Origin of the sequence: Candidatus Pedobacter colombiensis (assembly GCA_029202485.1) — a bacterium.
In the GTDB taxonomy this organism is placed as follows: domain Bacteria; phylum Bacteroidota; class Bacteroidia; order Sphingobacteriales; family Sphingobacteriaceae; genus Pedobacter; species Pedobacter colombiensis.
The window spans coordinates 923,487-940,324 of sequence record CP119313.1 but is presented as its reverse complement, the minus strand read 5'-3'; the positions used below and the strand labels follow the sequence as shown (position 1 = coordinate 940,324).

The following is a 16,838-nucleotide window of genomic DNA, read 5'->3' as shown; positions in this document are numbered from 1 at the left end:
GGCCTGTTTTAAAACAGACATACTATGTATAACTTATTAAAAGGTAAACGCGGCATCATCACAGGCGCATTAGATCAAAATTCCATTGCCTGGAAAGTTGCTGAAAAAGCACATGAAGAAGGCGCAACATTTGTTTTAACAAATGCCCCTATCGCTATGCGTATGGGAGAAATTAATGCTTTGGCTGAAAAAACTGGATCACAAATCGTTCCTGCTGATGCAACCAATGTTGATGAGCTGACCAACTTGTTTACCCAATCGCAAGAAATATTAGGCGGTAAAATAGATTTTGTGTTACACTCTATAGGTATGAGTGTAAACATTCGTAAAAAGATCCCTTATACGGAATCAAACTACGATTACTTTATGAAAGGTATTGATGTTTCGGCCTTATCATTTCACAAAATGCTTGCTGTTGCTAAAAAACTAGATGCCATTAATGAAGGTGGTAGTGTGGTAGCCCTTACTTATATGGCTGCTCAACGTACCTACCCTTTCTACACGGATATGGCTGACATCAAAGCTATGTTGGAATCAATTGCCCGCAGCTTTGGTTATCATTATGGCTTAGAGAAAAAAGTACGTATCAATACAGTTTCTCAATCGCCAACTAAAACTACTGCTGGTACCGGTATTAAAGGTTTTGGTGATTTTTATGATTATGCTGATGCCATTGCTCCACTAGGTAATGCTGATGCAGAATCGTGCGCAGATTACTGTGTTACTTTATTCTCTGATTTAACACGCATGGTAACTATGCAGAACCTTTTCCATGATGGCGGTTACTCTTCAACAGGAGTGAGTGATGTCGTAATGCAGAAAATGGGTATTGAAGGATAAAAAATTATAAAGAAACAGAAACGGCCAGAGTGTAAATTCCGGCCGTTTTTTTGTTATACGCATATTCTATTGTGTATCCAATCTTTAAAAATCAAAATTAAGCTTAGCTCTGATTCCCAGAGGAGATACGCCCTGATGATTTAGATGTGTAAAGCGTTTCACCACATCTACTCTCAACACCTTAAAAACATTAGACACGCCGAGACTGCCTTCAATGTAGGGCGTTCTATCAAGCGGAAAAGCCAATCGGTTGCCGCCCCTATCAGATGGAAATTTATAAAACCCACGATGTCCGCCCTCTCTATTTTTATCGCTAATTGTTCCCTCGAGTACTTTAACAGATACCACCTCGCGCCATTGCAGCTTTTTAACCAGTGGAATTTTATTTAAAAAGAATCCATTAAAAGAATGCTGGACATTTATACTCGCGTACCTATCGCTCATAAATTCCATAAAATTCATGAGGTTAAAAGAAGCAAGCTGGTAAGCGTAAGTCTGATTTGCACGATGAATGCTTAACAGTGGAAAAGGCACCTTGCCAAATACAGCGCCTCCTTCCACAATTACATCTGAGAACCCTAGTTGTGATAAGTAAAAACGCTTAGCAATGTTCAAGGTTAAATTCTGGTAATCATAATCGCCGCCCAAAAAACCTTTAACACCAACTCCGCCAATGAGTGTAAACACAGGATAACCATTGATTATAGGTCTCCTGTACCTCTTTCCCTGATAAAACTTTTCATGTGGTGCCCAACGCAAAGTGACCGAAAATTCGGAGGTTGCTAAACCGACATCAGCAGCTGGAACTTCCCCCATCCTTCCCAAAAAATCACGTTGAAAATGAAGCTTCCCTGCTGCCTCCAAAGTCTCCCTTTTAAAACTAACAAGGAATGATAGATGCTGCGGAGTTTCATGGAGATACTCGACGAGCCATTTTTTGTTGTACATCCATTTATCATTTACCCCCCTTTTAAAGGAGAGTAAAAAATTATCATCCTCTAAAAAATTCAAATCTTGTCCCGGAATCTGAGTTTCAAAGCTTCTCCTTACAGTGATAGAGCTAACCGGAAATTCATAAATAGATCTGGAGGTCAATGATCGAGTAACCCCCACGCTATACTTCCACCGCTGATCTCGGCTTCCGTAAGCTACATGTGCATCAAAAAATAGTTTCCTACTAAATGCATCGGTCGTACGCGCACCAAATTTAAAGCGGGAGCCTTCAACCGGAGTGAAGCTATAAAAAGAGCTCAACGAGCCAATTTCTATAGGCCCCTGATCAATGAAACCAGAAAGTACACTGGAAGCAAGCGTCATCGTACGCTTAAATGATTTCGAATTTTTAAGACTATCAATATTGGTATAGGCAGCTTGTTCGGTTATGGACAACGTCTCATGCCGTGATTTGGACCAAAACTCATCTGATTGAACCCTGTCTTTTGCGCGACCAATTGCAGCCACAGGTACAGGTTGCTCCAAAGCCTGTTCTCCAAAAGTGAATTTATCAACCATCATAGTTCGTTCGCCGTAAACACTCATTCCTTCTTTAAAAATCCCCAAATCCATCCCCATTACACTTTTACTAAGATGATAGCGAGCCAAGGCATCCTGTTTATATTCTAACGAGATCTGAAGATCTTTTACCCAGTTGAGGTTAATTTGATTGTTGATGGATAGCGTTGCGCGCTGCACTGCATAATGACCGTCCAGGCTAATGTATAAATACCCTAGAAAAAGTACGTCTTGCTTATTTTTGGGTGCGATCATCACCTTTACCTGCCAGGGCGAAGTATCTTTGATGGTATCAAGAATAAAGTACTTATAAAACTGGGGGGCTACATCTGCTATTGGGCTAAGAAAACGTTGATTACCCAAACCGATATCATGATCATAAATATCGGCACGCTGATATATTTTATCTAAATACTCATTAATGCCATCCTCATCAAATTGTTGGTCTATTCGGGATTGCTTTTCACCTAGAACAATGGTTTCGGGTTTTGACAGTTCATTCTGGCTCACACGACTTAACTTTTCTTCCATAAACACCGGAATCAAAGTTCTTCCTGGTTGCTTTGTCGTATCTTGATTTTGTACTAAGAATGCGTACTTTTTTAATAGTCTGGACTTCTTTGCCTTTTCGTTCTTCATACTTAACGACATACACAATTTCTCATATGTTTCGAAAGTAACTTTTTCATGAAAACTCGCACTATTCTGCTCCTTATGTTCAATTACATTACGGATCAACTCTACTGCAGGATTGCCTTTATTCTTATATCTGGGCCTTTTATCAGCAGTTACACTTACTTCTGACAGATCTTGAGTTAAGGCTTCCATAACCACATTGATTTCTTGATTTTGACCCTGCACTACCGGCAAGCGTTGCAACCGGTGACCAATTGACGAATAATGAATGATTTTAACAGGTTCTTTTGTAGCGATCACGTATCGTCCCTGAGCATCACTCAGCGTTTTGACATTTGAGTTGTCAAATCCAACATTGATGTTCGACAAGGGCAAGCCTGTAGATCCATCAGAAATTTTCCCCCTAACAACAGTTTGCTGTGCGTAGGTAGGATGAAAAAACAGCAGGAAAAATACTAGTGTTAAAAATCTCATAAAACCCTCTAAATCTGTAAATATCCCAAATGATGAACCTCAGCGAAATCATCATCAATTATTTACAATTAGGACAATCGAATGGCAAAAAAGTCCTATATAAAATCTGAACGATTCTGTACATTCGCATTCATGACAAAATCCCTGTTGATATTATTCCTGACCTTATTTACAGGGCTGCATGGCTTCTCTCAAAACTCGTTTTCGATAATGGGTGTTGTTAGGGATCAAAAAGAAAGTTTACCGGGTGCCGGTATATTTTTAAGTGGTTACCAGGTATCCACTGTAGCCGATAATGAAGGTAAATTTAAAATCAGCAACCTCAAACCCGGCAATTACGATCTTTTGGTACAAATGGTGGGCTATCTTCCCTATTCAAAGAGCGTAATCATATCCGACAAATCGGTTCAGGTTGAGCTGGTTTTAAAGGAAAGCACTACGGTTTTAAATGAGGTGGTTATCCATGCCGACCCAAATAGGGCAAAATACATTAAACAATTTAAAGAGTATTTTATCGGCACAACCCCAAATGCCGCACAATGTAAAATATTAAATCCGCAGGTATTAAACATTGATTACGATGCAACCAAAAGCTTGCTTACCATAAAAACGTCTGATTTTTTAGTTATAGAAAATAAGGCATTAGGCTATCGCATAAAATATATGCTCGATTATTTTGAGTACAATTCCAGAACACGGATCATTTATTTTTCGGGCCATCCATTTTTTGAAGAATTAAAAGGTCCAGGGGCAAAAATGAAAAAGTATATCGATAAACGTGAAGTAGCCTATTATGGATCGTCGCAGCACTTTTTCAGATCTCTCTACCAAGGGAAAGCTAAAGAAGAAGGATTTATTATCAACAAAATGGTTAAAATACCAAATCCTTATCGATATCCTGATAGTATCATTTATAAAAACCTGACCAGGTTAAAAACCCCAGGAAAATCAAGCACCATCACCAAAAACACTCCTCCAAGAGATAGTGCCATGATTTCCTTTTGGTTAAAGCAACAGGACATGCCAAAAACGATAGACTGTCTGGATCGTACCGAACTCTCGGCCGACAACCTGATACACACCTATAACCAGAACCTAAAATCGTTGGACTGTACCGGGTCATTGGCGATAAGTTATACTCGGGAAAGGGAATCGCTGGAATATTCTAAAACCGGCTTCTGGATCTTCCGTCCGCTCGATGTTCCTGATTATGAAATCTCTGTAGCCAATTTAATGCAGGGATCAATACGTTTTTACGAAAATGGCGGTATCTACGACTCCAGAGCCATGTTGTATGAAGGTTTTTGGGCATATGAGAAAGTAGGCGATATGGTTCCAATGGATTACATTCCCCTGTCAAAAAAATAGAAGGGATTGCAGCATAAAATTACTAATAATATTAGTAATTTTAGCTAATGAATTTAGACAGCGAAATACCGGATAACTATATGAAAGGGCGGGGTGCACAGTTTAATCCGCACAACCGCTTTGCTAAAAACGACTATGTAAAAGAGCATGATGAGGGGATTGACGATTGGGAGGAGGAAAATCATAAGACTACTTTTATCCTTGGAAAATCTAAATCTATTGTTAACAAAGTAGATAGTCCAGACGTAGGCATGGCCTATTCTTTAAACCCTTATCAGGGTTGTGAACATGGCTGTACTTATTGTTATGCACGTAATGCGCACGAGTATTGGGGTTTTAGTGCCGGGCTCGATTTTGAGCGTAAGATCATTGTAAAAACGGATGCCCCCGCACTATTTAAAAAATTCCTTGAGCGTAAAGCGTGGGACGCCTCCGTGATTTCCTTATCCGGCAACACCGACTGTTACCAACCTGCAGAACGAAAATTCGGGATCACTAGGCAATTGCTGGAAATCGCATTGGAATACAAACAGCCCATCGGTATGATCACCAAAAACGCATTGATATTAAGAGATATTGACCTGCTTACTGAGCTGGCGAAGCAGAACCTTTGCATGGTATATGTTTCCATCAACAGCCTGAATGAAAAGTTACGTCAGAAAATGGAACCTCGTACCACTACTGCAAAACAGCGTTTAAAGATTGTTGAGCAGTTGAGTAATGCAGGTATCCCTATGGGCGTAATGGTGGCACCATTGGTACCGGGCTTAAGTGATCACGAAATTCCTGTTATTTTAAAAACCATTGCCAATTGCGGGGCCATAGCAGCTGGTTATACTGTGGTGAGGCTAAATGGTGCTATAGGTGGAATATTTGAAGACTGGCTCCATAAAAACTATCCTGACCGCTTTGAAAAAGTATGGCATATGATACAATCCTGCCATGGTGGTCATGTGAACGACAGCAGATTTGGCGACAGAATGAGAGGTGACGGCAACATTGCCAAGCTCATAAAAGATAATTTCAAGTTGCATTGCCGCCTAAACCACCTCAATGAGCAAAAGATAAAACTAGACTCTAGTCTCTTCAAAGTACCAAAAGTCCAGCTTACGATGTTCTAATATAAGTCGGCTGTTTATTCTACAATCATTTTTCTAAAGCCTCTGGTCAGTGTATCAGCCACACTCCCATCACTTTTGTGATAAATGATATAGGCTTCCATACCTTTTTTTGAGGCAAAATCCAACGCTTCCTTGAGCCCCATCGCCATTATGGGACTATCATATCCGTCAGCAGTGAGCCCATCTTTGGCATAAATGGTTACACTGATTAAAGCATTATCCAAAGGATAACCTGTTTTAGGATCAATAAGGTGTGCTACTTTTCTGCCCCCTTTTTGTAGGTACTTTCTATAATTACCTGCAGTTGTTATCGCTCCATTATTCGCTCTAATGACATGCCTGATTACGGGTTCTGAGTTTGCCGATACTGCCGGGCCTTCAATACCAATGCGCATTGCAGTACCATCCGGTTTAGGCCCCTTTATCCTTAGTTCACCTCCAATTTCAACTACAAAAGCTTTTATACCTTTATATTCTAAATAATCAGCAACCACATCCACACTATACCCCTGCCCTATTCCATTCAAATCAATCTTTATGCATGACTTCCGCTTTGAAAGATGATTACCTTTTAAACTAAGATTGTTCATGCCAACACATTTCAATAGCTGTTTAACTTCGGCACTATCTGGAAACTTTGCTATCGGTTTAGGCCCAAAACCCCAAGCCTGCACTAATGGGGCTACGGTAACATCAAACTTACCACTAGTTGCTTTGTAAACTTCAAAAGATTTCTGCATTACCACAACAAAGTGTGGATCCAGGTCAAGACCCTCACTTGAGTCATTGAATTTACTGATTAACGAGTAAGGTTTATATAGTGACATAGAAGAATCTATTACACTTAGGATACTATCAACTGACTGCTTGGTGATCACGCTATCCCGGGCAAAATATTTAATAGAATAATCTGTCCCCTGAGCATAACCATGAATGATAAATTCCCGCTGATCTTTTCCTTTAAAAAAGAAAGAGATCAGCAGGGGGAATAATAACAAGATATATTTAAACACCTTAAATCACCTTTGTTTTACCTGGAGTAGGTATTGTGTAGAGGCCATTAACATCAGGCATCAGTTTTGGATTGGCATCCCAACTCAACTGATCAGGAAATAAACTATTATCTGCCTTTAAAGCATCGTCCCATTTAATGACCTGTCCCGAATAAGTAGCATACCTACCAATTATTGCTGTAAAGCAGCTCTTCGCGGCACGCTCGGCATCCTGAAATTTAAACTGTCCCTTGCTCACAGCTTCAAACAATTCATCATGCTCAGTTTGATAAGGATTAGCATTACCTTTTGTAGGGTGGTTAAATATCTGCTTTCCTTTACTATCCCATAGTATACCGTTATGACTCGCCGATAAATAAGTACGCCCTTTTGTCCCCTGGAAAGTTTCATCCACACGATTTGCTGTACCCTCAAAATGACGGCATTGACTATGAATCACAGCTCCGTCAGCATAAGTAAGCTCTACCGAATGGTTATCATAAATTTCACCATAATCTTTACCTGATCTCCAGGCGCGACTTCCTGTTCCCTGTACGGAAATCGGATAAGCATTTTTAACCCAATTGGCAATATCTATATTATGTACATGTTGCTCAACAATATGATCGCCACAGAGCCAGTTAAAATAGTACCAGTTGCGCATTTGGTATTCCATTTCTGTTTGATTTGGCTGTCTTTTTTTTACCCAAACTCCACCACTGTTCCAATATACCTGTCCACCAACAACATCTCCTATAGCACCATCCTGAATACGTTTTAGCGTTTCCCTATAATTAGTTTGGTACCTACGTTGTAAACCAACTACAACATTTAATTTCTTCTGTTTTGCCAATTCAGCAGCAGCTAATACTTTACGGATTCCAGGCGCATCAACAGCTACCGGCTTTTCCATGAACACGTGTTTCCCCTGTTTTACCGCCTCTTCAAAATGCATTGGTCTAAATCCCGGAGGCGTTACCAATAATACCACATCTGCAAGCGCAATTGCCTTAGCGTAACCATCAAACCCTACAAATCTACGATCCTGAGGTACATCAACCTTTTCTTTAAACCTTTCAGCAAGCTTCTGATAACTGCTGTTTAGTCTATCTTCAAAGGCATCAGCCATAGCTACCAATTTTAAATTTTCCTTGGTACTTAAAGCTTGAAAAGCGGCACCTGTCCCCCTATCTCCGCAGCCAATTAAAGCTATTTTAATCGTATCATCCGTTGATGAATGTCCACCTGCAAAAGCAAACTGGTTTAACATGATTCCTCCTGCAACCAATGCAGAAGCTTTCAAAAATTCGCGGCGTTTATCGCGTAGTTCTTCGTTGTTCATTTAGCTTGATATTTGGTTTTTGAGTTTTTCATTCACTATCATGGGTATCTCTATTGTTGTTGATGAGCTGTATGCCCTTTAATGGTCTGGTTAATAATCCGCAATAGGTGCCTTATTGTAATAGGCGTCAATATCTGCTTTTGAAGGTGTTTTTAAGGGCCTTACCAATCTCATACCAATAAATGGAGCTTCAGGGAACCACCAATTACTTTTAGGAATCTGAGGATCCAATTGTTTCCATACCGGATCTGAAGCCGATCTAGCCGCAGCACGCAATTCTTTTGCTTCGTCGTCATACGACCCTCCACGAATTACATTTGCATATAATTTATCAGGAACTGAAACAGGATTATTGCCCTTATCACCATTCACAGTGGCATAATAACCAGCATTATATTGATCGTAGATCCATTCGGCAACATTGCCATACATATCATACAAGCCCCACTGATTAGGTTTCTTCTGTCCTACAGGATGCGTTTTACCTTCGCTATTCGCTTTGTACCAGGCATACTCATTCAGTTTAGTTGCATCATCGCCAAAGAAATACTCAGTTGTATTTCCGGCACGACTTGCATATTCCCATTCGGCTTCCGTTGGCAAGCGATAAAATACCCCTGTCCTGACATATAACCATTTGCAAAACTGAATCGCATTGTAATGGGTCATCGCAAGAGCAGGATGGCTCTCCTTACCCATACCAAAAGTCATATCCAGATATGGTTTTGTTGGCCTGGTAATGGCATCAACATTGGCTGGCACCGCACCAATACTCTGCGTAGTTTCATAATCCTTATATAAAAAAGGCTCATAAATATCCCAGGTAACTTCGAATGCACCCATCCAAAAAGGGTCCAGTTTAACCATATGCACGGGCAGCTCATCAGCTTTACCTTTCTTACTTCCCATTAAAAACTCTCCCCCAGGAATAGCTTTCATTTCAAAGCTCAATTTTGTGCCGTTGATTTGTTGTATGTAGCCTTCTTGTTTTTCCTGAGCAGACACCTGAAAAACACTTATTATTAGGGCTAGCGCCAATGGTAATTTCCATTTCATTTACAATGATTTTGATGCTATTGATATTTTAACCTAACCTATTTTCTATCTAAAATAGAGGCATTTATCTTAAAAGCAAAATCTATTGGTGCTTAATTTCGCAAATTGTGTACAAAGCACACTAAGTATTAAAATTGATACAAAGCAATGCAAATAAAAAACCCTGATAAGCTTATCACTCACCAGGGTCTTTCTTTAAACCGTTCAGGGTACTACTCTATACTACCTTCTTCTTTTTTCTTCTTCTTACCTGGACTTTTATTTTCTACCACAATCTTATCATTTTCTTTATCGTAGTCGATTTCCAAAGTATCTCCTTCATGGACCTCGCCTTTAAGGATCTCTTCTGCAATCGGATCCTCCAGATATTTCTGAATCGCACGTTTAAGCGGTCTTGCGCCGAAATTTGAATCAAAGCCTTTATCGGCAATAAATTCTTTAGCTCTCTCAGTAAGCTTAACCTCATAACCTAAGTTATGTACACGACCAAATAACGATTTCAATTCAATATCAATAATCTTAAAGATCTCTTCTTTACCTAATGAGTTGAATACCACTACATCGTCCACACGATTCAAGAACTCCGGTGCAAAAGCGCGTTTCAAAGCGTTCTCTATCACACCTCTTGAATGTGCATCAGCCTGACTTGTTTTAGCAGAAGTAGAGAAACCTACCCCTTGTCCAAAATCTTTTAACTGGCGTGCACCAATGTTAGAGGTCATGATGATGATGGTATTTCTAAAATCTACCTTACGACCTAAGCTATCGGTAAGCTGTCCTTCGTCCAATACTTGCAGCAAGATATTGAATACATCAGGGTGCGCTTTCTCGATCTCATCCAACAAGATTACAGCATAAGGTTTTCTACGAACCTTTTCAGTCAGCTGTCCACCTTCTTCATATCCTACATATCCCGGAGGCGCTCCCACTAAACGTGATACCGCAAATTTCTCCATATACTCACTCATATCGATCTGGATCAGCGCATCATCGCTGTCGAACATAAAACGAGCAAGCTCTTTTGCCAATTCTGTTTTACCTACGCCTGTTGGGCCAAGGAAAATAAATGAACCAATTGGCTTTTTAGGATCTTTTAATCCTGCCCTGGTACGCTGAATAGCTTTAGTTAATTTCTTAATCGCATCGTCCTGTCCAATAATTTTGGTAGCTACCGTTTCGTACATATTCAACAGTTTTGCACTGTCTGTTTGTCCAACACGTTGCAAAGGAATACCAGTCATCATCGAAACTACCTCAGCAACATTATCTTCGGTAACAGTATAACGTTTTGTTTTAGTTTCAGCTTCCCATTCAGCCTTTGCACGATCAAGTTCTTCTAAAAGGTTCTTTTCAGTATCCCTTAATTTTGCAGCTTCTTCATATTTCTGGCTTTTTACAACCTTATTTTTCTCTACCTTAATCTCCTCAATCTTGGTTTCAATTGTAATGATATTATCAGGAACATGAATATTTGTCAAGTGCACCCTTGATCCTGCCTCATCCAAAGCATCAATCGCTTTATCTGGCAAGAACCTATCCGTAATATACCTCGAAGTTAAAGCCACACAAGCATGGATAGCTTCGTCTGTATAAGTCACCCCGTGGTGATCTTCATATTTCTCTTTGATACGGTTCAAGATCTCAATGGTTTCATCAGGTGAAGCTGGCTCAATCATTACCTTTTGGAAACGACGATCTAATGCTCCATCTTTTTCGATGTACTGACGATACTCATCCAATGTTGTTGCTCCGATACATTGAATCTCACCCCTTGCCAAAGCAGGTTTAAACATATTCGATGCATCAAGGGAACCGGAAGCGCCGCCCGCACCTACAATGGTATGAATCTCATCAATGAACAAGATCACATCAGTAGATTTTTCAAGCTCATTCATCACAGCTTTCATGCGTTCTTCAAACTGTCCACGGTATTTAGTACCTGCAACTAATGAAGCCAGATCTAAAGTTACTACACGTTTGTTGAACAATACCCTCGAAACCTTACGCTGAACAATACGCAATGCCAATCCTTCTGCAATAGCAGATTTACCAACACCCGGCTCACCAATCAGGATGGGGTTATTTTTTTTACGGCGTGATAAAATCTGAGAAACACGCTCAATCTCTTTCTCACGACCAACAATAGGGTCTAAGCGACCTTCTTCAGCAGCTTTAGTTAAATCCCTTCCAAAATTATCCAGAACCGGAGTTTTAGATTTAATATCCGAAACTTTTTTAGGGCTGCTAAACGCTTCTTCTTCGCGATAATCTTCATCACCACCCGTTGAGGCGCTATTTTGCGTTTCGTCTCTAAATCCGTTTTTATTCACTTCAACCTCCTGTTTAAATATCTCATAATTGATATTAAACTGAAGTAAAATCTGTGAAGCAATGTTATCATCATCGCGCAGGATAGAAAGCAATAAATGCTCCGTACCTATCAAATCACTTTTAAAGATCTTTGCTTCCAGATAAGTGATCTTTAATACCTTTTCTGCTTGCTTGGTTAAAGGAATATTTCCAAGGTTAACCGTGACACTGGACGTGCCTCTAACTGAATCTTCTATTGAACGACGAAGTTTTGAAGTATCAACACCCAGTGATTTTAATATCTTAATGGCCATACCATCGCCCTCGCGAATAAGGCCTAACAACAGATGTTCCGCCCCTATGTAATCGTGACCTAATCTCAGGGCTTCTTCCCTGCTAAAGGAGATCACGTCTTTGACTTGTGGTGAAAATTTAGCTTCCATATATACCTTTCTAATTCGGGAATGCTCTAAACTATAAAATTTGTTTTATAAATGAGCACCCGTATTTTTTTTAATTTATCAACAATTACGCCACAGCGAATAAAATAGATATTGTAACTGCCGTTATTTCAGAAAACTTACTAAGTTCTGACTTTATTGGCGATATTTGCAAGTCAATAAGCAATTATGTCAGACGAAAAAATAATCTTTTCAATGGCGGGGGTAAATAAGATTTACCCGCCCCAGAAACAAGTTTTAAAAAATATTTACCTGTCCTTTTTTTACGGCGCTAAAATTGGAGTTATTGGTTTAAACGGTTCCGGTAAATCTTCTCTTTTAAAGATTATCGCCGGCCTCGATAAATCCTTTCAGGGTGAGGTTGTTTTTTCTCCGGGATATACAGTTGGTTATCTTGCCCAGGAACCTGAACTGGATGAGAACAAAACTGTAAAAGAAGTCGTTGAAGAAGGTGTTTCCGAAATCACAGCTATACTGAAAGAATACGAAGAAGTTAATGAAGCATTCGGTTTAGAAGAGAATTATTCTGATCCAGATAAAATGGATAAATTGATGGCCCGCCAAGGTGAGCTGCAAGATAAAATCGATGCCGTGAACGCCTGGGAATTGGATTCCAAATTGGAACGTGCCATGGATGCTTTACGCTGCCCTGATCCTGACACAAAGATTAGTGTATTATCCGGAGGAGAACGCAGACGTGTGGCTATGTGTCGTTTATTACTGCAAGAGCCAGATGTATTGTTACTTGATGAGCCTACCAACCACTTGGATGCTGAAAGTATCGATTGGCTGGAGCAATTTTTAAAGAATTATAAAGGAACCGTTATTGCAGTAACCCACGATAGATATTTCCTGGATAATGTAGCCGGATGGATTCTTGAACTAGACCGCGGTGAGGGTATTCCATGGAAAGGAAATTATTCATCCTGGTTAGACCAGAAAGCAAAGCGCCTGGCACAGGAAGAAAAAACAGAGAGCAAACGTCAGAAAACATTAGAGCGCGAGCTGGAATGGGTACGTATGGCGCCAAAAGCCAGACACGCAAAATCTAAAGCCCGTCTATCAAATTATGAAAAACTGGCTTCTGAAGACTCGAAAGAAAGAGAAGACAAACTAGAATTGTTCATTCCAGCAGGTCCAAGATTGGGTAATGTGGTTATTGAAGCCAACAATGTAACAAAAGCATATGGCGACAAAATATTGTTCGAAAACCTAAGCTTCTCTTTACCTCCTGCGGGTATTGTGGGTATTATTGGCCCGAACGGGGCAGGTAAAACCACGCTTTTCAGATTAATCACCGAGCAGGTAACCCCTGATAGCGGAACTTTCCGTGTTGGAGAAACTGTAGCATTGGGTTATGTAGACCAGATGCACAATGACTTAGATCCAGAGAAAACGGTTTATGAAAACATTACTGATGGACTGGATAACATTCAACTGGGCAATAAAGCAGTAAATGGAAGGGCCTATGTTTCCAAATTCAACTTCAATGGCGGCGACCAGCAAAAAAAGGTTGGCATACTGTCAGGAGGAGAACGCAATAGGGTACATCTTGCCATCACTTTAAAAAAAGGTGCAAACGTATTGCTACTGGATGAACCTACCAACGATATCGATGTGAATACGCTAAGGGCATTAGAAGAGGGCCTGGAAAACTTTGGTGGCTGTGCAGTAGTGATTAGTCACGATAGGTGGTTCTTAGATCGTATCTGTACGCACATCCTTGCTTTTGAAGGCGAATCTCAGGTTTACTTCTTTGAAGGAAACTATAGCGATTACGAAGAAAATCGCAAAAAACGCCTGGGTGATGTAACTCCACACCGTATTAAATACAAAAAGCTGGTTTAAGCTTCAAATAAAAAGGCCGGTAAATGCAAAAAATTGCAATACCGGCCTTTTCTTAAATAGGGTTATCGTTTTATCCTTTCTTATTAAAAAATCCATTAAAATACATCAACTGATATTTAACGGCATTTGTCCAGTAATCCCAGGTATGTGCACCTGGCCTGATGATAAAATCATGCGGAATATTGCTATACTGCAAAGTTTCATGCAGCTTCATATTTACGTTATAAAAGAAATCATCTTTACCACAGTCAATAATTAAGGCAAGTCGATTAGGAACAAGCATCCAGGTCATATTTACAATGGTATTGTCTTTCCAGCGCTGCGCATTTTTATCGTAATCTCCCAATCTTTTAGCAATGTTCCAGTTTAATGGAAAAGGTGTAATATCTACTCCACCACTCATACTTCCGGCGGCACCAAATACATCCTGATGTTTAAAAGAAAGATACAAAGCTCCGTGTCCACCCATGCTAAGCCCTGTAATTGCTCTTCCTTTTCGGTCTTTTATGGTTTTGTAATTTTTATCTACCCAGTTAACCAACTCTGTAGCTACATAAGTCTCATATTTCCATTCCGGATCAACAGGACTGTCAAAATACCAACTGGTTACATTTCCATCTGGGCAAACAATGATGGTTTGAAAATCATCCGCATATTTTTGAAGTGCAGGCACTTTTTTTATCCATCCCGAATATGAATCGCCTGCACCATGAAGCAGATAAACCACAGGCATACTTTCTGCCTGATTATAGCTATCCGGTGTAATTACCACTGCTTTAATATTTTTCTTCATTGCAGCACTATAAGTTACTGCTGTATCAACCTTAGCAGCATAGGATAACTGTACAAACAGTAATGCTACCAGGCTTAAAAAAAGTGTTTTCTTCATGATTATTATTGATTTATCCAGATACAGGCCGCTCCCACCAATGCGGCATCTTCCCACATTTCAGTTTGCCTGATGATTACATTTTTGTTTACTATTTTTTGTTGCAGTTGTGGCATGAAATGATCCCATGTCCGTGCGATATTCCCTCCTATAACCAATACTTCCGGATTTTCGTCGGCTATAAAATCGTTGATAAAACTAGCCAGGTTTGTAGCAAACTCATCAAATATCTGATTCTTCACAACAGGTGTTGAGGTATTTAGTAAGTCTTCTACATTTTTCACTTCTTTACCCGCCAGCTCCTTGTATCTGGCTAAAAACCACCGGGTAGACATATATTCTTCAGCATTTTGCTCAAGGAAAGGCAAAGCTGCCCTATTTACATCAACCACAGTTCCGCTACAGTTGCTTGCTGATCCCAGTCCGGTTCCCAGTGTAATGCCTATTGCTCTATCTACATGAGCAGCAGCACCAGCAGCCATTTCACCACTTAGGAAAGCCTCAGCGTCATTTATGAAAATGATGGATTGTCGCGGTATGTTTAACTTTTCTGATAATATTTTCCCTATATCAAGTCCGTATAGTGAATCATATTTTTTTACATTTTTGAAAAGTGCAATCCCATTTATATAATCAAATGGTCCGGGCATAGCAACACCTATTTTAGCCTGCCCTACTGGAAGTCCGGCAATTAATGGTGTCAATGCTTCAACCCATGAGTCGAGAATAATGGTTGAAGCTGCTGTAGAAACTACCCTTTCGCGCTTTAAACTATCTTGAATTACATGATAAGTGGACGAATCTATATACGCAGCCGTAATATGCGAACCTCCAATATCTACGCCAATAAAAGGAAACGAAGCATTATTAAGGTCCATAGGCTCAGATATGTTTGGGTTATCTTTTCAAATAAAAGTATTTAAACCGCTTTATTAAAATGTTTTTTAAACTATTTAACTTTCTTCCCCTACAGCTAAAAGTTCTTCGTATGTTAATTCATATAATTTTGCAGTTTTCTTAATCATCGTATCCGCAGGATACAAAAAGTCATCTTCGATTTTTTCGTATGTACTCAGGCTCAGCATTTTGCTTTAAGAGCCTAAATTTCTCTCCCATTGTCAATTTCGTATAGTTCATTTTAATTTGGCTTTACAACATGATTTGCATAAACCAAATATAGCCAAAACAACCTTAAATTACCTTAAGGTTAAAACAACGGCCACTTATGTAAAACATTGACATGTTTAGCAAAATCTTGATGGATACAGGACTATCATCTGGTATTTCCTATAATGTTTACAAGTTCGACATCAAAGATTAACGCAGAGTAAGCCGGTACCAAGCCGGGAATGCCCCTTTCTCCATATCCCAATGCTGATGGAATAAACACACGCCAGGTAGATCCTAATGGCATAATTTGTAACACTTCGTTCATGCCTTGAATGAATGTTTCGGGACTACCAATCAATGACCTTTTCTTTGCATAGGTATCTTCAAACAACTTTCCATCCGGAAGGTATCCTTTCACGTTAAGCACTACAGAATCAGTAGCCCAGGGTTTAATTCCGCCGCCAGTCTTCAGTATCATATAACCTACTCCACTCGGCAGCATCCCTACCCCTGCTTTTCCTCTTACGTTTTCGAATAATAGCTTTTCTTGCTGACTGCTTCTTTCAGAAATTAACCTTTTCTGATAAGCATCCAGACTTGCAGAAACTGTGGATGCATCTACTAATAAAGTCTTGTTTAGTAAAAGATCATCCATTCCTTTGCGGAATAATTGGGGATTATTTATTGTAAAACCGTTATTGGTAATCCATTGCCCTAGAAACACTCCCAATGTGTATTGGAGGGAATCCGAAGGGTTAGTTAGCTTTATTGGTAGTGTTGCAATTGACTTGACTGGATGGGTTTGGGCTTTTGCTAATGATGAAAATAATACAACAAGTATTAATGTGATCTTCAAAGCTCTATTTTTCAAAAAACGAT

At 39.7% G+C, this 16,838-nt stretch carries 12 protein-coding genes; 4 read left to right on the top strand and 8 right to left on the bottom strand.

From position 1 onward, the window contains the following. Positions 1 to 24: 24 nt before the first annotated feature. Positions 25 to 840: an SDR family oxidoreductase gene (locus P0Y49_03780; protein ID WEK20269.1), complete on the top strand. Its 816-nt coding sequence runs from the start codon at positions 25 to 27 to the stop codon at positions 838 to 840. Between the two features lie 84 nt (positions 841 to 924). On the opposite strand, the gene P0Y49_03775 is transcribed toward P0Y49_03780, so the two are convergent. Continuing rightward, positions 925 to 3,462 (bottom strand): DUF5686 family protein, encoded by a 2,538-nt coding sequence (locus P0Y49_03775; protein ID WEK20268.1) that lies wholly within the window; start codon positions 3,460 to 3,462, stop codon positions 925 to 927. A 132-nt stretch (positions 3,463 to 3,594) separates the two neighbouring features. Between P0Y49_03775 and P0Y49_03770 the strand changes: the two genes are divergently transcribed. Together P0Y49_03770 and P0Y49_03765 are read left to right on the top strand one after the other, a co-directional pair. Continuing rightward, positions 3,595 to 4,830: a carboxypeptidase-like regulatory domain-containing protein gene (locus P0Y49_03770; GenBank protein WEK20267.1), complete on the top strand. Its 1,236-nt coding sequence runs from the start codon at positions 3,595 to 3,597 to the stop codon at positions 4,828 to 4,830. Positions 4,831 to 4,877: 47 nt separating this feature from the next. Further along, entirely contained in the window at positions 4,878 to 5,951 is a 1,074-nt protein-coding gene (locus tag P0Y49_03765; protein ID WEK20266.1) for a PA0069 family radical SAM protein, read from the top strand. 14 nt (positions 5,952 to 5,965) lie between these two features. Here P0Y49_03765 and P0Y49_03760 read toward each other — a convergent pair whose 3' ends face one another. From P0Y49_03760 to P0Y49_03745, 4 genes are all read right to left on the bottom strand, one after another. Then, positions 5,966 to 6,964, bottom strand: coding sequence for an FAD:protein FMN transferase (locus tag P0Y49_03760; GenBank protein ID WEK20265.1), 999 nt, complete (start codon positions 6,962 to 6,964; stop codon positions 5,966 to 5,968). A 1-nt stretch (position 6,965) separates the two neighbouring features. Next, positions 6,966 to 8,285, bottom strand: a complete 1,320-nt coding sequence (locus P0Y49_03755) for a Gfo/Idh/MocA family oxidoreductase (protein WEK20264.1) — start codon at positions 8,283 to 8,285, stop codon at positions 6,966 to 6,968. A gap of 90 nt (positions 8,286 to 8,375) precedes the next feature. Further along, positions 8,376 to 9,341, bottom strand: a complete 966-nt coding sequence (locus P0Y49_03750) for an SUMF1/EgtB/PvdO family nonheme iron enzyme (GenBank protein WEK20263.1) — start codon at positions 9,339 to 9,341, stop codon at positions 8,376 to 8,378. A gap of 212 nt (positions 9,342 to 9,553) precedes the next feature. Further along, complete coding sequence (locus P0Y49_03745) at positions 9,554 to 12,094, bottom strand: ATP-dependent Clp protease ATP-binding subunit (GenBank protein ID WEK20262.1); 2,541 nt, start codon at positions 12,092 to 12,094, stop codon at positions 9,554 to 9,556. Positions 12,095 to 12,280: 186 nt separating this feature from the next. Between P0Y49_03745 and ettA the strand changes: the two genes are divergently transcribed. Beyond that, positions 12,281 to 13,960, top strand: a complete 1,680-nt coding sequence (gene ettA / locus P0Y49_03740; protein WEK20261.1) for an energy-dependent translational throttle protein EttA — start codon at positions 12,281 to 12,283, stop codon at positions 13,958 to 13,960. Between the two features lie 70 nt (positions 13,961 to 14,030). Here ettA and P0Y49_03735 read toward each other — a convergent pair whose 3' ends face one another. The 3 genes from P0Y49_03735 to P0Y49_03725 all read right to left on the bottom strand — a co-directional run bounded on the left by P0Y49_03735 (position 14,031) and on the right by P0Y49_03725 (position 16,815). After that, on the bottom strand, positions 14,031 to 14,849 hold the full coding sequence (locus tag P0Y49_03735; protein WEK20260.1) for an alpha/beta hydrolase family protein: 819 nt from the start codon (positions 14,847 to 14,849) through the stop codon (positions 14,031 to 14,033). 5 nt (positions 14,850 to 14,854) lie between these two features. Continuing rightward, entirely contained in the window at positions 14,855 to 15,727 is an 873-nt protein-coding gene (locus P0Y49_03730; GenBank protein WEK20259.1) for an ROK family protein, read from the bottom strand. A gap of 395 nt (positions 15,728 to 16,122) precedes the next feature. Continuing rightward, on the bottom strand, positions 16,123 to 16,815 hold the full coding sequence (locus tag P0Y49_03725) for an FKBP-type peptidyl-prolyl cis-trans isomerase (protein WEK20258.1): 693 nt from the start codon (positions 16,813 to 16,815) through the stop codon (positions 16,123 to 16,125). Positions 16,816 to 16,838 lie beyond the last annotated feature (23 nt).